Consider the following 17,584-nt stretch of genomic DNA (forward strand, 5'->3'; position numbering starts at 1 on the left):
CGATCTCACCCTCTTGCGAGCCGCTCAGCTGGGATGGCGGCCCGGTATATTACCGGGCCCTTCATCACCAGGTCTGAGTGGACTTGAACGTCTCGAGGCCGGACTTGAGGCCCTGCTGGATGTCGTCATTGTAGTCGCCGGTCTGATTGATCTTGTCCATCAGTTCGGCGTGCTCGGATTTCATGTACGCCTGTAGCGACTGTTCGAAATCCAGTACCTTGGCGACTTCGACATCTTCCAGAAAGCCTTCGTTGGCGGCATACAACGTCACCGCCATTTCAGCCACCGACATCGGCGAATACTGATTCTGCTTCATCAGCTCGGTGACCCGCTGCCCATGCTCGAGCTGCTTGCGGGTCGCTTCGTCGAGATCCGAGGCAAACTGCGAGAACGCCGCCAGTTCACGGTACTGCGCCAAGGCCAGACGCACGGTACCGCCCAGCTTCTTGATGATCTTGGTCTGCGCACTACCGCCCACGCGCGATACCGACAAGCCGGCGTTGATCGCTGGACGTACCCCGGAGTTGAAAAGGCCAGTCTCGAGGAAAATCTGACCATCGGTGATCGAGATCACGTTGGTCGGCACGAACGCCGACACGTCACCCCCCTGGGTCTCGATGATCGGCAGTGCGGTCAGCGAACCGGTCTTGCCCTTGACCTCACCGTCGGTGAGCCTTTCAACATGCTCGGGGTTGATCCGCGCGGCACGTTCGAGCAGGCGCGAGTGGAGATAGAAGACGTCACCCGGATAGGCTTCACGGCCCGGCGGACGGCGCAGCAGCAACGAGACCTGACGATAGGCCACGGCCTGCTTGGAGAGATCGTCATAGACGATGAGGGCGTCTTCGCCACGGTCACGGAAATACTCGCCCATGGTGCAGCCGGAATACGCTGCCAGGAACTGCATCGGGGCCGGATCGGCGGCGCCGGCGGCAACGATGATGGTATGTTCCATCGCGCCGTGCTCTTCGAGCTTGCGCACCACATTGGCAACCGTCGACTGCTTCTGGCCGATGGCGACATAGACGCAGGTAACACCCTTGCCTTTCTGGTTGATGATGGTATCGATGGCGATCGCCGACTTACCGATCTGACGGTCACCGATGATCAGCTCACGCTGACCACGCCCGATCGGCACCATGGAGTCGATGGACTTGAGACCGGTCTGGATCGGTTGATCGACAGGCTGACGGGTAATGACGCCCGGCGCGACCTTTTCCACCGCGTCGGTCATCTTGGTGTCGAGCTCGCCCTTGCCATCGATGGGATTCCCCAGTGCATCGACTACACGGCCGATCAGCTCAGGTCCTACCGGCACCTCGAGGATACGACCGGTACACTGCGCGGTCATGCCCTCTTCGAGCTGCAGGTAGTCACCGAGCACCACGGCACCCACGCTATCGCGCTCGAGGTTGAGCACCATGCCGAAGATGCTGCCGGGGAACTCGATCATTTCACCGAACATCGCATCGGCGAGACCATGAATTTTCACGATACCGTCGGAAACGCTGACCACGGTACCTTCATTGCGGGCTTCGGATGCGACATCCAGCTTTTCTATACGCTGTTTGATAATGTCGCTGATCTCGGAAGGATTCAGTTGCTGCATGCCATGTCCCTCGAACTCAAGCGGAAAGTGCGTCGCGTAGACGGTTCAATCGACCGCGTACCGAGCCGTCGATGACGGTGTCGCCGGCACGCAGGATCACGCCGCCCATCAGCGCACGGTCCACCTGAGTGGTAATGGAGATTTCGCGGTTGAGACGCTTTTTCAGCGCGGTCGCGAGCTTGTCCTGCTGTGCGGCATCCAGATCGAAAGCGGAGACGATGGTCACATCCACCCGCTTCTCTTCTCGAGCGCGCAGCGCGTCGAACTGCTCGGCGATCGCCGGGAGAGCGGCAAGCCGCACCTGCGAGCCAACGCTACGGAGGAAATTGCGAAGCGACTCGTCGAGTTCTCCGCAAATATCGAGCAACAACTCGGTCTTCTGTCCCTGGGACAGCTTCGGGTTGCCCACCACCTTAGCGGCAAACGTCGCGTCAGCCACCGTTTGCGCCGCCGACGCCAACTGTTCGGACCAGGCTTCAAGCGCCTTGTGGTCGCGCGCATATTCGAACGCCGCCTTGGCGTACGGACGAGCTACGGTAGACGTTTCAGCCATGCCTCACCTCCTCAGAGCTCGGCCGCGAGCTTGTCGACCAGCTCACGATGCTTGGCTTCATCAATGGAGGAGTCGAGGATACGCTCGGCCCCCTGAATGGCGAGTGTCGCCACCTGGGCTCGCAACTCTTCCTTCGCACGCTGCGTCTCCTGCTCGATCTCGCCGCGGGCGCTTTCGATCATGCGCTCCCCTTCGAGACGAGCGTTGTCACGCGCTTCCTCGATCATCTGGTTGGCCCGTTTATGGGCTTGCTCGATGATCTCGGCCGCCTGCTCCTTGCTTTCCTTGAGTTGCTCGGCCGCTTGCTCCTCGGCCAGCTCAAGGTCGCGAGTCGCACGGCTGGCCGCATCCAGGCCATCGGCGATCTTCTTTTGCCGCTCCTGCAGCGCCTGCATGACCGGTGGCCATACAAACTTCATGCAGAACCAGACGAAAACCGCGAAGGCTATGGCCTGACCGATCAGGGTTAGGTTCAGATTCACGCCAGCACCTCTCGCATCACAAGTTTGGAGTTAATGTCACCGTGGCCCATGGGCCGAACGGCGAAGTTAACCGACAAACGGATTGGCGAAGGTGAAGAACAGCGCGATACCCACACCGATCATGGTCACGGCGTCGAGTAGACCGGCGACGATGAACATTTTCACCTGCAGTTGCGGAATCATTTCCGGTTGGCGTGCCGCACCTTCGAGGAACTTGCCGCCGAGAATGCCGAAGCCGATGGCGGTGCCCAATGCACCCAGACCGATCAGCAGGGAGACGGCGATAGCGGTCATGCCCAGAACTTGTGCTTCCATGATTGACTCCAGTTTATTTCAAGGTTTAAGGGGTTGGGGTTGAGAAAATCGGTTAATGCTTTTCCGTCGCCATGCTCAGGTAGACGATCGTCAGCATCATGAAAATGAACGCCTGCAGCGTGATGATCAGGATATGGAAGGTCGCCCACGCGAAGTGCAAAGGCAACTGCCACAAGCCAACCATGGCGATCAGGATGAAAATCAGCTCGCCCGCATAGAGATTGCCGAACAGCCGCAGTGCCAACGACACGGGCTTGGCCAGCAGCGTCACCGCTTCCAGCAGGAAGTTGACGGGGATCAGCAAGACCTGGACCAACGGGTTGGACGCATTGAACGGGTGCAGCGTCAGCTCGGCCACGAAGCCGGAGAAGCCTTTTTCGCGGATGCTGTAGAAGATGATCAGGGCGAAGACCGACAGCGACATGCCCAGCGTGGCGTTGACGTCAGTGGTCGGCACGACCTTGAAGTAGACATGCGCGGGATCGGCACCGAACCAAGCACCGATCTTCTGCGCCAGCATCGGCAGGAAGTCCACCGGCACCAGGTCCATGAGATTCATCAAGAAGACCCAGCAGAAGATCGTCAGCGACAGAGGCGCGATCAGTTTGCTCTTGCCATGAAACGTCTCGCGCACCGAGTTATCGACAAACTCGACCATCATCTCGACGAAATTCTGCATGCCGCTCGGTACGCCGGTGGTCGCGGTCTTGGCGACCATGCGGAATAACCACAAAAATAAGATCCCCAGGCCGATCGACCAGCCCATGGTATCCAGATGAAGCGCCCAGAAGCCCATTTCCTGGGCTTCCTGCGGGGAATGTGCCAGCCCCAAACCATTCTCCGGGTGCAACCCGAAGGTCATGTTCTGCAGGTGGTGCTGGATGTACTCCGAAGACGTCGGGTTGTTGCCTGCCATTGAGTAAGCCTCGAGTTCAAGTGCGCGACGGTCGATGCAACAGCCAGGGTCCCAGCCAGTGCGCCAACTGCGTCACCACATAAGCGCCAAAGAAGAAAGCCGGGTTTGAGGGGGGCACAGCCACGAATACCACTATGAACAATGCCGCCGTCAAACCGAACTTACCGGCCTCGGCTCGGTAGAAACTCTTAACGATGTTGCGCGCTTGCGATGCTCCTTGATGACGAAAGGTCTGCCAGGCAAAAAAGACATTGGGCAACCAGGCAACCAGGCCGCCCAACAATGTCGATAACGCCGCTTCAGGCGTATGCCAGATCAACGCGAGTGCCGTCATTCCCAGTGCCATGCACAACTGCAACATCAGCAAAGGAAACAGTCGTGGGCCCTTGAGCCTGGCCGGTGCCGTTTTATGCATGGCGTCGGTCTTGCCGTCCTCTCGTTGCTGGTATCGTCACCGGACAAATCTCGGCGGATTATAGGGGAGCGTCTAGTGGCCTTCAACAGAACATGGACCGATTTAGCGCGATCTGGCAGCCCTTTACCACTAAAGGGGCACGAAAAGACGACAAATAACGTTAACGCGCTAAACGTTTACTGCGGCATTTTGTCACATCAAGGTCTCCGCAGACTCAACGGATATGCCCCAGAATCCCATCCAGTTCATCCAGGCTAGTGTAACGAATGGTGACGCGCCCCTTGCCGGACGCTCCATGCTGGATCTTGACCGGGGCACCAAGCAGTTCGGCGAGACGCGTTTCGAGCCGTGCCACATCGGTATTGTCCGATGCACTCGGCGTGGGCTTGGCGGTTTCCTTGCCGCTGGCGTTCTGCTTGGCTAACGCCTCTGTCTGGCGCACGGTCAGGTCGCGCTCGACGACCTCACGCGCAATGCTGCGCTGACGCGCGGCGGGCAGCGTCAGCAGGGCACGCGCATGCCCCATGTCCAGGTCGCCGCGTTCGAGCAGCGTCTGCACTTCCGCGTCGAGGCTCAACAGGCGCAGCAGGTTCGCCACCTGCGCACGCGATTTGCCCACTGCATCGGCCACCTGCTGTTGCGTGAGCTCGAAGTCGTCGAGCAGGCGCTTCAGCGCCATGGCCTCTTCCACCGGATTGAGATTTTCGCGCTGAATGTTCTCGATCAGCGCCAGGGCGAGGGCGGCCTCGTCGCTGACCTCACGCACCACGGCGGGAATGACGTCGAGTTCCGCCAACTGAGCCGCCCGCCAGCGCCGCTCGCCGGCGATGATCTCGTAGCGAGACTCGCCCATCGGACGTACCACGATGGGCTGCATGACGCCTTGGGCGCGAATCGAATCGGCCAGTTCCTCGAGCGACTCGGGCTGAATATCGCGCCGTGGCTGATACTTGCCTCGGCTCAGTTGGCCCAGCGGCAAGCGCATCAAGCGCTCCTGCTCCTCGCTGGCAGCCGGGGCCTGAGCGGGTTCCAGCACGACATCGCCGGCAATGGCATCATCACCGAGCGTATCGCGTTGACGCGCGCCTGCACCGATCAAGGCATCCAGGCCGCGTCCCAGTGCGCGTTTGCGCGTCATAAGTATTCCCTCGATTCGTCTCCCGCTCGCCAGGGACGCATCATAGCGCCAGGCGGCGGATCAGTTCCTTGGCCAACACCCGATGAGCCTGACTCCCCCGCGACAGACGCGCGTACTTGGTCACCGGCACGCCATGACTGGGGGCCTCGGCGACCCGCACATTGCGCGGGATGGTCGCCTTGAGCAGGGTGTCGCCGAAATATTGGCTCAGCTGTTTGCTGACATCACGCGTCAGGCTATTACGTGCGTCGTACATGGTGCGCACGATGCCGAAAATGCTCAGATCGGGATTCACATTGGTCTGGATCTGCTCGACGGTGTCGAGAAGCGCCGAAAGCCCTTCCAGTGCGTAGAATTCGCATTGCAGGGGAATCAGCACCCCGTCCGCAGCGGTCAAGGCATTGACGGTCAGCATGTTGAGCGAAGGCGGGCAGTCGATGATCACCACGTCGTAACTAGCGGCCACGCTTCCCAAGGCATCGCCCAGGCAACGCTCGCGTCCATCACGATCGAGGAGGTCGACTTCGGCGGCCGTCAGGTCGCCGTTGCCGGGCAGCAGCGCATAGCCGGCCTCGGGGCAATCGAGAATCACCTCGCTGGCGCGGCGTCCGTCGAGCAGCACCTCGAGCACGCTCCCCTCGAGCTCATGCTTGTCGATGCCACTGCCCATGGTGGCGTGCCCCTGGGGATCGAGATCGACCAATAGGACCCGTTTGTCCAGCGCGGCGAGACAGGCCGCGAGATTGACCGCAGTGGTGGTCTTGCCAACGCCGCCCTTCTGGTTGGTCAAGGCGATTATCTTGGTCACGATCGACTCCCATTATCGACAACGCCCGAAAACGGCAGCGCTGGTGGCATTCAACTACGTCGCAGGCGCACGAGCACGCGTTGCGCCTCATCGCCCGGCACCGCCAACCGTCGGTTTTCGACGAGCGTCACCTCGCTCGGCAAGGCGGCAAGCTCGGTGTCCACATCACGGCCCTTCATCGCCAACCACTCGCCATCTTCGGTCAACAAGGGGCCCGTCAGCGTGAGAAAGGTCGCCAGATCGGCGAAGGCCCGCGACACGATCTGGTCGAAACCACGATGTTCGAAGGTTTCGACCCGCGCTTGCACCGGGGTGACATTATCCAGCCCCAACTCTAGAACGGCCTGGCGTTGAAAGCGTACTTTCTTGCCATTGCCGTCGAGCAGGGTCACCGCCAGGCGAGGATCGAGGATCGCCAACACCAGGCCAGGCAACCCGGCACCCGCGCCGACATCAAGCAACGTCGGACCGCGCACGGCGGCCGCGACGCTGGCGCTATCGAGCAGATGGCGGATGACCATCTGCTCAGGATCGCGTACTGCGGTGAGGTTATAGGCGCGATTCCACTTGTGCAACAACGCGAGCAACGCCAGCAGGCGTTCACGGGCAGTGGCATCGACTTCGATTCCGAGCGCGACAAGGCCGCTATCGAGACGCGTTTCACAGGCTGGCGTCATGCGTTGGCCGCCTCGAGGGATTGCTCATCGATCAGACGACGCTTCTTGAGATGCACCAACAGCAGCGACACGGCCGCCGGAGTGACGCCGGAAATACGCCCTGCCTGTGCCAGCGTCTCGGGACGGGCGGCCTCGAGCTTCTGACGGATCTCGTGGGACAGGCCGTCGATGCGTGCGTAGTCGAGATCCTCGGGGAGACGCAGCGTCTCATGGCGGCGCAAACGATCGATCTCGTCTTGCTGGCGCGCAATGTATCCCTGGTACTTGGCCTGGATCTGAACCTGGTCGGCGACGGCCGGGTCGAGCGCGGGGGCGTCGTCGTCGAGGTCGGCATGCGTCAGTTCGGGCCGCTTGAGTAGATCCGCCAGGCGGTATTCGCGGGCCAGGGGCTTGTCGAGTTTGCCCGACAGGCGCTGGGCCAGATCGCTCTGGGGTTGTACCCAAGTATCTCGCAAGCGTTCGGATTCGCGCGCGATGGCCTCGCGCTTGGTGGAAAAACGCTGCCAGCGCTCGTCATCGACGAGTCCCAGTTCCCGTCCGATCTCGGTAAGACGCAAGTCGGCGTTGTCCTCGCGCAGCAACAGGCGGTGCTCGGCCCGCGAAGTGAACATGCGGTACGGCTCCTGGGTACCCATGGTGATCAGGTCATCGACCAGCACCCCGATATAGGCCTCGTCGCGGCGTGGTGACCAGGCATCCTGTCCCTGGGCGCGGCGTGCGGCGTTGAGTCCCGCCAGCAAGCCCTGGGCGGCCGCTTCCTCGTAGCCGGTGGTGCCGTTGATTTGACCGGCGAAGAACAGGTTGTGGATAAATTTGGTTTCCAGCGAGTGACGCAGATCGCGCGGATCGAAGAAATCATACTCGATGGCATAACCGGGACGCGTGATGTGCGCGTTCTCGAAGCCCTTGATCGAACGGACCACCTGGAACTGCACGTCGAAGGGTAGCGAGGTCGAGATCCCGTTGGGGTAGAGCTCGTGAGTATCGAGGCCTTCGGGCTCGACGAAGATCTGGTGGCTCGACTTGTCCGCGAAGCGGTTCACCTTGTCTTCGATGGACGGGCAGTAGCGTGGTCCCACACCGCCGATGACGCCGGAATACATCGGCGAGCGATCGAGATTGGCGTGAATGATCTCGTGGGTGTGGGTGTTGGTATGCGCGATATGGCAGTTCATCTGACGCGGATGCTGCTCGCGGTTGCCGAGATATGACATCACCGGGGTCGGCGTGTCACCCGGCTGTGTCTCGAGCACTGAGAAATCCACGCTTTTGGCATCCAGGCGCGGCGGTGTACCGGTCTTGAGTCGATCGACATTGAACGGCAGGGCACGCAGGCGTTGCGCCAAGGCGTTGGAGGACGGATCTCCGGCACGCCCACCGGAGTGATTGTCCAACCCGATGTGGATAACACCACCGAGGAAGGTCCCGGTACACAGCACCACGCTTTCGCCATAGACCCGGATCCCCGTTTGCGTGACGACGCCACGCACCGTGTCGCCGTCAACGATCAGGTCGTCGGCGGCCTGTTGGAAGAGCGTCAGATGCGACTGGTTTTCCAGTTGGCTGCGAATCGCAGCCTTGTAACGGACGCGATCGGCCTGGGCTCGGGTGGCACGCACAGCGGGACCCTTGCGGGCATTGAGTACACGGAACTGAATGCCGCCGAGATCGGTGGCATGTGCCATGGCGCCGCCTAGTGCGTCGATTTCCTTGACCAGATGGCTCTTGCCGATCCCACCGATGGCGGGATTGCAGGACATCTGGCCGAGAGTCTCGATGTTATGCGTCAGCAATAGCGTCTGACAGCCCATGCGAGCGGCAGCCAATGCGGCTTCGGTCCCCGCATGGCCCCCGCCGATGACGATGACATCAAAGCGGTCTGGATAATCCACGTTACACCTCGAATCGCAGCGTCTGGCTGCGGTCGTGCATGTCGGCAAGCCTCATCGTCAGGCGATGAGCTTGGCAAATAGCCGGACAGTATAAACCCCTTGTGAGTAACCGTCAGGGTTTTCCACACATGGATTGCCAGTGGGTTGGCTCTTTATCGGGTCTCTTATTAATAACAATATAGAATTTAAAAGAAGTTCTGTTGCTGTTGTTATTACTGGTATCGACGATATCTGGGGATAAGTGGAAAAAACACAGCATTGGCGAATAGTTACGTTGTTTTTCCTTGATCGGAAAAGAAGCCAATAGCCTGCGTGGGAACGGGGGATGGCCTGTGGATGGAAGGGTTGCTTATCCACACGTCAGATCGTGCACCACTTGTCCCCAGGCGCATACCGGACTCCCGCCCATAGTGGTCAACATTTGGAGGTATTGTCTCTTAACCCCTTCATGACGGGGCTCGTAGCCAGGATGAGCAGGTTATGACAGAAAAGTTATGCACAGGCAAAAAATCGCCCTGTGAAGACAACGAGAAAGCGCGGCGACCCAAGGGATCGCCGCGTGATTGCGGGGTGGGAGTGCTACCTGGTCTCTGAGAACGTTAGTGCTTGAGAACGCGGGAGAGAAAGGACTGGGTACGTTCATTTTGAGGGTGGTCGAAGACTTCTTGTGGCGTGCCTTGTTCGACGATATGGCCGTCGTGCACGAAGATGACGCGGTCGGCGACCTCGCGTGCGAAGCCCATTTCGTGGGTCACGATCATCATCGTCATGCCTTCGTTGGCCAGTTCGCGCATGGCGTCGAGTACTTCGCCGATCATTTCCGGGTCGAGAGCCGAGGTGGGCTCGTCGAACAGCATCAGGCGCGGCTCCATGGCCAATGCACGCGCCAGGGCGACACGCTGTTGTTGGCCTCCGGAAAGCTGCCCGGGATACTTGTCGGCTTGATCGCTGATACCCACGCGTTCGAGCAGTCGATCGGCGATTTCCCGAGCCTTGGCGTTGTCGAGCCCGCGTACCTTCTCCGGGGCCAGGGTCACGTTGGCATGCACCGACAAATGGGGAAACAGGTTGAATTGCTGGAAGACCATGCCGACTTCGGTGCGAATGGTCTGCAACGATTTCCCACCCTTGCCGTGCGGTGTTAGCTCGTTGCCATCGACGACGATGCGTCCCGATTGGAACTCCTCGAGGCCATTGACGCAGCGAATGAGCGTCGATTTGCCGGATCCGCTGGCACCGACGATGACGACCACCTCGCCGGCGGCGATCTCGAGGTCGATATCCTGCAGTACGTGCAGGCTGCCGAAGTACTTGTCGACCTTCTCCAACGTGACGATCGGCGTGGGGGAAGCTTGCTGACTGTCATTCATGATAGGCGCCTCATTGTCCAACCAGGCCCTTGCGCTCGAGCAGGCGCAAGGCGAAAGAGAGACTCAGTGTGATCACCAGGTAAAGCATGGCGACCATCAAGTAGACCTCGAGTGCGGTGAAGGTGGTCGCGATATAGACCTGGCCCTGACGCACCAGCTCGCCTACGCCGATGACCGAGAACAGCGAGGTGTCCTTGATGCTGACGATGCCCTGATTGCCGAGGGCCGGGATCATGCGGCGCAGCGCCTGGGGCCAGATGATGTAGCGGAAGGTATCGGTCCGCGACAGGCCCAGCGACAAGCCAGCCTCGCGCTGGCCCTTTTCGATGGACTGCACCCCGCCACGCACGATTTCCGAAATATAGGCGCCCGCGTTGAGGGCGATGGCCGCGATACCGGCAACCACGGCGTTGATCGGACCGCCCAGGAGTTGCGGTAAGCCATAGAAGATGAATAGCACCTGCACGAGCACGGGGGTGCCGCGGAAGATTTCGATGTAGACAGTGGCTGGCCAGCGTAGCAAGCGCAGCGGACTGATGCGCAGAAGGCCAAAGACGATGCCGATCAGAAAGCCGATGGCGAGGCCGCCGAAGGAGATCAGCAAGGTCCAGGGAATACCGGTGAGAAGATGCGGAATGGAGGCGATGGCCGCCTGCCAGTCGAACTGGAAAGTGACGTCCACGAAGGTGTCTCCAGGGTCGTGACTCGGCGTACGTGTGCGCCGAGGCGACGACGCTTATGGTGGATGGTATGCCATGAAAAGGGGCCGGGTGCATGATCACCCGGCCCCTGATGGATCGTTGTCTTTATTCGGCGTCAGGTGCCTTGCCGAACCACTTTTCGTAGATGTCGTCGTAGGTGCCGTCTTCACGCATCTCGCTGAGCGCTTCGTTGGCGGGTTCTACCCACTCGCTGCCCTCGACGAAGGCGATGCCGTATTGCTGGCCTTCATACAGTGGCCCGACCACCTTGGCCTTGCCGTCGCCCTTGGTCTCGGCGAAGTAGCCGACGTTAGGTGCGTCATAGAACACGGCGTCGACACTGCCGCCCATGAGGGCCATGTACATGTCGGAACTGCCGGGATAGGGGGTGATTTCGGCATCGTCACCGAGCTCTTCCTGAAGGTAATCGTAGCTCGTGGACCCAATCTTGGTGCCGATACGCATGCCTTCGAGATCGTCGAGCTCTTCGACGTCGTCATTGCTGTTGGGGACCAGAATACGTAGACCGCTGTCGTAGTACGGATCGGAGAAGTCGACGATCTCGCCGCGCTCTTCGGTAATGGTGATACCCGCGATGGCGATATCGACGTTACCGGTCTGCACGGCGGGAATGATGCCGTTGAAGTCCATGGTGTTGAGATCGATATCGAAGCCGGCACGATCGGCGATGGCGTTGATGATATCGATGTCGAAACCGACCATTTCGCCGCTATCCTCGTCCATCATCTCGAAGGGCACGAAGCTGGGATCAGTCGCCACGGCGAGCGTGGGTGTATCCTGGGCGAGGGCGGCACTGCTGGTACCAAGTGCCAGCGCGAGGGCGGAAAGACGTAGTGGTAGACATAGTGGCAAGTGTTTCATAGCGTTCCCCGTTTGCTGTTGTTGATGGGACCGGTTCTACATTGACGAGTCCCGGTGAGGGCGTCAAGTAAAGGGTGGGGAACACGAAAAGAGGGAAGGGGCATCCGCGTAGCGGACGCCCGAGGCGCTGCATGCCCGCTCAGACGGCGAACGAGGCACCGCAGCCGCAGGTGGAAGTGGCGTTGGGATTCTTGATGATGAAGCGTGCCCCGGCGAGGCCTTCCTCGAAATCCACCGTGGAGCCGACCAGGTATTGATACGAGAGTGCGTCGATGATCATCGACGCGCCGCCATGTTCGATGACGGTATCCTCGTCGCCGACATTCTCGGCGAAATCGAAACCGTACTGGAAGCCCGAGCAGCCTCCGCCGGTGACGTAGACACGCAGCTTGAGACCCGGCTTGCCCTCTTCCTCGACCAAGACGCCCAGACGCTGGGCGGCGGCATCGGTCAAGTACATGGGCACCGGGACGAACGATTCAGCCCCGCTCATGGTGACCTCCTTAATCCATCGTATGGCATATGGCTCCCCATTATCGTGAAAACCAAGCAAAACGGTCAACTTTGTCTTGATGTGGAGCGCTGACTGCCGTGTAACGCTAGGGTGTATGATAATGTCTAACGTTACATTCGTTTGTAATGATGTCGTGCTGTGCCGGGCTTGGCCATGCCGCCTGTCCTTGTCCCGGTGAGGATCATCAGTGCTCAGGGAGATATGGTGTGCCATTGCGTCGGTTTCGACCACTGCTCAAGCGGCCCAGCATGGAAGTTTTTCGTCGCCGCTTGGCAAGTGTCGATGCGTTGCCACAGTTATGTGTGCTGGGTGTCCTCTCGGGGCTTCTGACCGGCGGTCTGATGGTCGTGTTTCGCGGCGCATTGGAGTTGGGGGCGCTGGCCTTCATGCCGGATGGCGATCCCGAGGCTTTCGAACGACTCGCGGTACCGCTTCGCGTGGTGTTGCCGTTGATCGCCGTGGCGCTGATCGGCCTGTGGCTGTGGCGCATACCGATCAATGCCGGCAAGATTGGCATCGGCCATGTCATCGAACGGTTGACCTATCATCAGGGCAAGATGCCGTTACGCAACTGGATCACCCAGTGGTGGGTAGGGCTCGTGGCGCTGTTGGGTGGTCTTTCCGCAGGGCGCGAGGGGCCCGCCATTCACCTCGGTGCGGCGGCGTCGAGCTGGATCGGCCAGACCATGCGGCTGCCCCACAACAGCCTACGCGTATTGGTGGGATGTGGCACTGCGGCGGGCATCTCCGCGTCGTTCAATACGCCGATCGCTGGCGTCATCTTCGCCATGGAAGTGGTGATGATGGAATACACCATCATCGGCTTCATGCCGGTCATTCTGGCCTCGACTACCGGCGCCGTTGTCTCGCAGTTGGTCTACGGTTCGCAGCCCGCCTTCTCGGTGCCCAGCGTGCAGTTGGCCTCGTTGTTCGATCTGCCCTGGATCGTGGTCACGGCCGTATTGATCGGACTGGTAGCCGGTGGCTTCGTGCGTCTTGCCAGGCCTGCGGCGTGGAAAGCGCGCCTTCCCATGTGGGGGCGATTCCTGGCGGTGGGCGTCGCGGTGGCGGCACTGGCCTGGTGGTATCCTCAGGTCCAGGGCATGGGCTACGACTCGCTGGAGCGCATGCTCGTCGGCCAGCCGGCGCTGGATGTGCTGATCGCCGTGGCGTTCGGCAAGCTGGCGCTGACAGCACTGGCCATCGCCTTCGGGGTCCCGGTGAGCATCATCGGGCCGATTCTGGTGGCGGGGGCGGCCCTGGGCACGTTGTGCGGGCTGCTGTGGGCCACGCTGATGCCGGAGCTGGCCTCGTCGCCGGCGGTGTTCTCGCTGTTGGGCATGGCCGCGATGATGGGGGCTGTCCTGCAGGCGCCTCTGGCAGCGTTGATGGCACTTCTAGAGTTGACGCACAATTCGAGCATCCTGCTGCCGGGCATGCTGGCGGTGGTCATTGCGGTACTGGTGGAGCGTCAGGGGTATCACTGCTCGGGGTTTTTCATCTCCACGCTCGATAGCCAGGGCCTGCATCCCTTGCAGCGCCCCTTGATGCAAGCCTTGTCACGGGTCGCGGTGCCCGCCGTCATGGAGCGTAGCGTGGCGCGGGCACCACGCGTGCTGTCGCGGGCCCAGGCTCAGGAACTGCTGGCCGGCAAACCCACCTGGCTGGTGGTCTCGCGCGAGAACGACAAACCCCCGGTGGGGCTCAAGGCCGCCGGGCTGGCAAGACTCATGCTCGACGAGAAATGGCAGGACGAACCCCGCTTCGACCTGCTCGAAATCCCCGGTCAACGTGTCGATATGGCGCCCATTTCCTTGCAGGCAACGCTCTCGGAGGCCTTTGAGCAACTCAACAAGTATGGCGTCGATGCGCTCTACGTCGAACACACCACGGCGCCGCTGATCCGCAAGATTTCGGGTATCATCACCCGCGACGCCATCGAGAACTACTACCGTAATAAATGACCTCGGCATGGCCCCGAGGAATTTTTCAGCAAGAATGCAGGACTCGCATTAAGGAATCGCCATGTATCAATTGATCTTATCGCTGCACCTGGTTGCCGTCATGACCTGGTTCGCGGCGCTTTTCTTTCTCCCCCGATTGTTCGTCTATCATGCCCAGGCGCGCGATCATGGCGATGAACAGGCGGTAGGCTACTTCCAGCTCATGGAGCGGCGTCTCTACAAGGGCATCATGCTACCGGCGATGATCGCGGTAATCGTTCTGGGCGGACTGCTGGTCTATCTGGTGCCGAGTGTCATGAGTAATGGCTCGTTCCATGTCAAGGTGCTGCTGGTGGCATTTTTGATCGGCTATCATCATGTGTGCCTGGCTTATCTCAAGCGATTCGCGGCCACGCAGTGCCACAAGAGCGCGGCATTCTTCAAGGCGTTCAATGGCATTCCCATTGTGCTGCTGCTGGCTATCGTCCTGCTCGTCGTGTTCCAGCCGTTTTGATGGCAACGCCAAGATTGCCGGCGGTGCTGGTGCTTGCGGGGCATGACCCTACTGGCGGGGCGGGACTGACCGCCGATGGCGAAGCCATCCGCGCCTGCGGTGGTTGGCCGTTGACCGTGCCCACGGCGCTGACGGTACAGACCACGCGCGACGTGCAACGCGTCATGCCGTGTTCGCGCGAGAGTATCGAAAGCGCTTGCGAGGCATTGTTCGCGGATATCGAGATCAATGCCATCAAGGTGGGGTTGATCGCCGATCGTGCGTCTCTTGAGGCGGTCATCGACGTGGCGCGTGCGCATCCCAATCTGCCGTTGATCGTCGACCCGGTGATGCGTGCGGGCGGCGGTAGTGCGTTGGCCCCCGATGACAGCGTATCGATGTTTCGCGAACGTCTGTTGCCGCTGGTGGATATCCTGACCCCCAATCGTCACGAACTGGCACGTCTGAGTGCGACGTCCGGTAGTGAAGTGGATCGGGTGGTGGAACTGATGTCGCTGGGCGCACAGGCGATTCTGGTCACCGGGGCGGATGCCTGGGATGACGAGACGTCAGCATGCAACGAGGTTGTCCACACCCTGCATACTCCCGACAATAGTCGCCAATGGCGTTGGCCACGGCTGGCGGGCGATTATCATGGGTCGGGATGTACCCTGGCGGCTTCGCTTGCCGCGCGCCTGGCGTGTGGCGAATCCTTGATCGAGGCTTGCAGTCAGGCCCAGCGCGTGGCCTGGGATAGCCTGGTGCACGCGCAACGTCCCGGACACGGCCAGGCGTTACCCGATCGGCTGTGGCGCTTGCCGCCCTTCGAGAGCGAGGCAACATGACGGCGGACTGGACGCGCGGCATATACGCCATTACCGATGCGACGCTGTTGCCGGACGATGAATGCCTGTTCGCGGCGTGTGAGCGCGCCTTGAGCGCGGCGCCGGCGCTGCTGCAGTACCGTGACAAGTCGGCGGATGCCGACAAGCGCTGGCGCCAGGCCGCAACCCTGGCCGGGTATTGCCACGATGCCGGGATACCGCTGATCGTGAATGACGATATCGCCCTGGCGGCGCGGCTGGGCGCGCGTTTTGGCACCACCGTCGGGCTGCACCTGGGGCAGCAGGATGGTGCGCTGGATGCTGCGCGCGAGGTCCTGGGACCCGCGGCGATCATCGGGGCGACTTGCCATGCGCGTCTCGATCTGGCGGAACGCGCTGTGGCTGAAGGCGCCAGCTATCTGGCTTTCGGGCGTTTCTTCGCGTCGCGCACCAAGCCAGAGGCGCCAGCGGCGTCCTTGACGTTGCTCGGCGACGCCGCGTGTTTCGGCCTGCCGCGTGTGGCGATCGGTGGACTCGACGTCCACACTATGCGTCTAGCCCGCGAGGCCGGCGCGGAGTTGTTGGCCACGGTGCATGCGGTCTTCGGCGCCGTCGATCCTGCGGTCGCCATCAAGGAATTGCAGGCGAGTCTCGGCGAGGCGGCGCGACACTGAATTATCCACAGGCTCGAGCGGAGAGTTGTTCGACCTGTCCAGAGAGTTATCCACATTTCTAGCCAGACACAGCCAGAGGAAGTCATGACCACGTCCGCACAACTCTTCGAGCAGGCTTGCCGTCACATCCCCGGCGGTGTGAACTCACCCGTGCGCGCCTTCAAGGGCATGGAGCGCGCACCGGTATTCGTGGAGCGCGCCCAGGGCGCCTATCTCTACGATGTCGAAGGTCAACGCTACATCGATTATGTCGGATCCTGGGGGCCGTTGATCACTGGCCATGCCGATCCCGATGTGCTGGGCGCGGTGCGTGAGCGTCTCGACGATGGGCTGTCCTTCGGCACGCCGACCGCCATCGAAACGCGCATGGCGGAGCTGATCTGCGAGATCATGCCGTCCATCGACATGGTACGCATGGTCAACTCGGGCACCGAGGCCACCATGTCGGCGATTCGTCTGGCACGTGGCCATACCGGACGCGACAAGATCGTCAAGTTCGAGGGCAATTACCACGGCCATTCCGACTCGCTGCTGGTCAAGGCCGGTTCCGGCGCGCTGACGCACGGTGAACCCAGTTCACCCGGCGTGCCGGCGTCCCTCGCCGAGCATACCGTGACGCTGCCCTATAACGATCTCGACGCCGTGCGCGACTGCTTCGCGCGTCTGGGGGACGAGATCGCCGGCATCATCGTCGAGCCGGTGGCGGGCAATATGAACTGCATTCCGCCGCAGCCCGAGTTTCTCAAGGGCTTGCGCGAAGTGTGCGATGCCCATGGCAGCGTGCTGATCTTCGATGAGGTAATGACCGGTTTTCGCGTCGCGCTGGGCGGTGCCCAGGCACATTTCGGTGTGACGCCGGACCTGACGTGCCTGGGCAAGATCGTCGGTGGCGGCATGCCGGTCGGCGCCTTCGGCGGGGCGCGTGAGCTGATGGAGCAAGTCTCGCCTTTGGGACCGATCTACCAAGCGGGCACGCTGGCTGGCAATCCTCTGGCCATGGCGGCGGGGATCGCGCTGCTCGAGAAGATTCGCGAACCGGGCTTCCACGACGCGCTCGGTGAACGCGTGGCGACGCTGTGTGATGGTCTGGAAGCCCGTGCGGAGGCAGCCGGCGTGGATTTGATCACCCAGCGCGCGGGCGGCATGTTCGGGGTCTTCTTCACCGCCCAGCGGCGCGTCGATAACTTCGCCCAGGCGACTGCCTGCGATGCCGATACCTTCCGGCGCTTCTTCCTGGGGATGCTCGAGGAGGGTGTGTATCTGGCGCCTTCGCCGTTCGAGGCAGGCTTCATGTCGAGCGCCCACACGGCGGCCGATATCCAGACTACCCTGGATGCCGCCGAACGGGTACTGGCGACCCTCGGTCAGGCCTGACGCG

Annotated in this window: 19 protein-coding genes; 5 read left to right on the forward strand and 14 right to left on the reverse strand. The window is 61.2% G+C overall.

The window, feature by feature from the left end:
* Positions 1-64 precede the first annotated feature (64 nt).
* From atpA to erpA, 14 genes are all read right to left on the reverse strand, one after another.
* Positions 65-1,609, reverse strand: a complete 1,545-nt coding sequence (gene atpA / locus L1073_RS06410) for a F0F1 ATP synthase subunit alpha (RefSeq protein WP_246897730.1) — start codon at positions 1,607-1,609, stop codon at positions 65-67.
* A 16-nt stretch (positions 1,610-1,625) separates the two neighbouring features.
* Positions 1,626-2,162 carry a F0F1 ATP synthase subunit delta gene (locus L1073_RS06415; RefSeq protein ID WP_246897731.1) on the reverse strand — a complete coding sequence of 179 codons (537 nt, stop codon included), beginning with the start codon at positions 2,160-2,162 and terminating at the stop codon, positions 1,626-1,628.
* A gap of 11 nt (positions 2,163-2,173) precedes the next feature.
* Complete coding sequence (locus tag L1073_RS06420; RefSeq protein WP_246897733.1) at positions 2,174-2,644, reverse strand: F0F1 ATP synthase subunit B; 471 nt, start codon at positions 2,642-2,644, stop codon at positions 2,174-2,176.
* 66 nt (positions 2,645-2,710) lie between these two features.
* A complete protein-coding gene (atpE, locus tag L1073_RS06425) occupies positions 2,711-2,959 on the reverse strand; it encodes a F0F1 ATP synthase subunit C (RefSeq protein ID WP_011508579.1) in 249 nt (82 codons plus the stop codon).
* 52 nt (positions 2,960-3,011) lie between these two features.
* Positions 3,012-3,875 (reverse strand): F0F1 ATP synthase subunit A, encoded by an 864-nt coding sequence (gene atpB, locus L1073_RS06430; protein WP_246897735.1) that lies wholly within the window; start codon positions 3,873-3,875, stop codon positions 3,012-3,014.
* A 16-nt stretch (positions 3,876-3,891) separates the two neighbouring features.
* Positions 3,892-4,290, reverse strand: coding sequence for a F0F1 ATP synthase subunit I (locus L1073_RS06435; RefSeq protein WP_246897736.1), 399 nt, complete (start codon positions 4,288-4,290; stop codon positions 3,892-3,894).
* A gap of 214 nt (positions 4,291-4,504) precedes the next feature.
* Positions 4,505-5,428: a ParB/RepB/Spo0J family partition protein gene (locus L1073_RS06440; protein WP_246897738.1), complete on the reverse strand. Its 924-nt coding sequence runs from the start codon at positions 5,426-5,428 to the stop codon at positions 4,505-4,507.
* 40 nt (positions 5,429-5,468) lie between these two features.
* Complete coding sequence (locus L1073_RS06445; protein ID WP_246897740.1) at positions 5,469-6,236, reverse strand: ParA family protein; 768 nt, start codon at positions 6,234-6,236, stop codon at positions 5,469-5,471.
* A 50-nt stretch (positions 6,237-6,286) separates the two neighbouring features.
* The gene (gene rsmG, locus L1073_RS06450) at positions 6,287-6,913 is read right to left on the reverse strand and encodes a 16S rRNA (guanine(527)-N(7))-methyltransferase RsmG (RefSeq protein ID WP_246897742.1); all 627 of its coding nucleotides are present in this window, start codon (positions 6,911-6,913) and stop codon (positions 6,287-6,289) included.
* Entirely contained in the window at positions 6,910-8,805 is a 1,896-nt protein-coding gene (gene mnmG / locus L1073_RS06455; protein ID WP_246897744.1) for a tRNA uridine-5-carboxymethylaminomethyl(34) synthesis enzyme MnmG, read from the reverse strand. The genes rsmG and mnmG overlap by 4 nt, the downstream gene beginning before the upstream one ends.
* A 599-nt stretch (positions 8,806-9,404) precedes the next feature.
* Complete coding sequence (locus tag L1073_RS06460) at positions 9,405-10,175, reverse strand: amino acid ABC transporter ATP-binding protein (RefSeq protein WP_281506002.1); 771 nt, start codon at positions 10,173-10,175, stop codon at positions 9,405-9,407.
* A 10-nt stretch (positions 10,176-10,185) separates the two neighbouring features.
* Positions 10,186-10,857: an amino acid ABC transporter permease gene (locus L1073_RS06465; protein WP_246897746.1), complete on the reverse strand. Its 672-nt coding sequence runs from the start codon at positions 10,855-10,857 to the stop codon at positions 10,186-10,188.
* Between the two features lie 124 nt (positions 10,858-10,981).
* Positions 10,982-11,758: a transporter substrate-binding domain-containing protein gene (locus L1073_RS06470; RefSeq protein WP_246897748.1), complete on the reverse strand. Its 777-nt coding sequence runs from the start codon at positions 11,756-11,758 to the stop codon at positions 10,982-10,984.
* 139 nt (positions 11,759-11,897) lie between these two features.
* On the reverse strand, positions 11,898-12,251 hold the full coding sequence (gene erpA, locus L1073_RS06475) for an iron-sulfur cluster insertion protein ErpA (protein ID WP_040240244.1): 354 nt from the start codon (positions 12,249-12,251) through the stop codon (positions 11,898-11,900).
* 269 nt (positions 12,252-12,520) lie between these two features.
* Here erpA and L1073_RS06480 point away from each other — a divergent pair, with 269 nt between their 5' ends.
* From L1073_RS06480 to hemL, 5 genes are all read left to right on the forward strand, one after another.
* Positions 12,521-14,236, forward strand: a complete 1,716-nt coding sequence (locus L1073_RS06480; protein ID WP_246897750.1) for a chloride channel protein — start codon at positions 12,521-12,523, stop codon at positions 14,234-14,236.
* A 61-nt stretch (positions 14,237-14,297) separates the two neighbouring features.
* Positions 14,298-14,729 (forward strand): CopD family protein, encoded by a 432-nt coding sequence (locus L1073_RS06485; RefSeq protein WP_246897752.1) that lies wholly within the window; start codon positions 14,298-14,300, stop codon positions 14,727-14,729.
* Positions 14,729-15,553, forward strand: coding sequence for a bifunctional hydroxymethylpyrimidine kinase/phosphomethylpyrimidine kinase (gene thiD / locus L1073_RS06490; protein ID WP_246897753.1), 825 nt, complete (start codon positions 14,729-14,731; stop codon positions 15,551-15,553). Before L1073_RS06485 ends, thiD begins: the two co-directional genes overlap by 1 nt.
* Positions 15,550-16,206: a thiamine phosphate synthase gene (gene thiE, locus L1073_RS06495; protein WP_246897755.1), complete on the forward strand. Its 657-nt coding sequence runs from the start codon at positions 15,550-15,552 to the stop codon at positions 16,204-16,206. The genes thiD and thiE overlap by 4 nt, the downstream gene beginning before the upstream one ends.
* An 84-nt stretch (positions 16,207-16,290) precedes the next feature.
* Positions 16,291-17,580 carry a glutamate-1-semialdehyde 2,1-aminomutase gene (hemL, locus tag L1073_RS06500; protein ID WP_246897757.1) on the forward strand — a complete coding sequence of 430 codons (1,290 nt, stop codon included), beginning with the start codon at positions 16,291-16,293 and terminating at the stop codon, positions 17,578-17,580.
* Positions 17,581-17,584: the final 4 nt, after the last annotated feature.

This window comes from Chromohalobacter nigrandesensis (assembly GCF_023061285.1).
Lineage (GTDB): Bacteria > Pseudomonadota > Gammaproteobacteria > Pseudomonadales > Halomonadaceae > Chromohalobacter > Chromohalobacter nigrandesensis.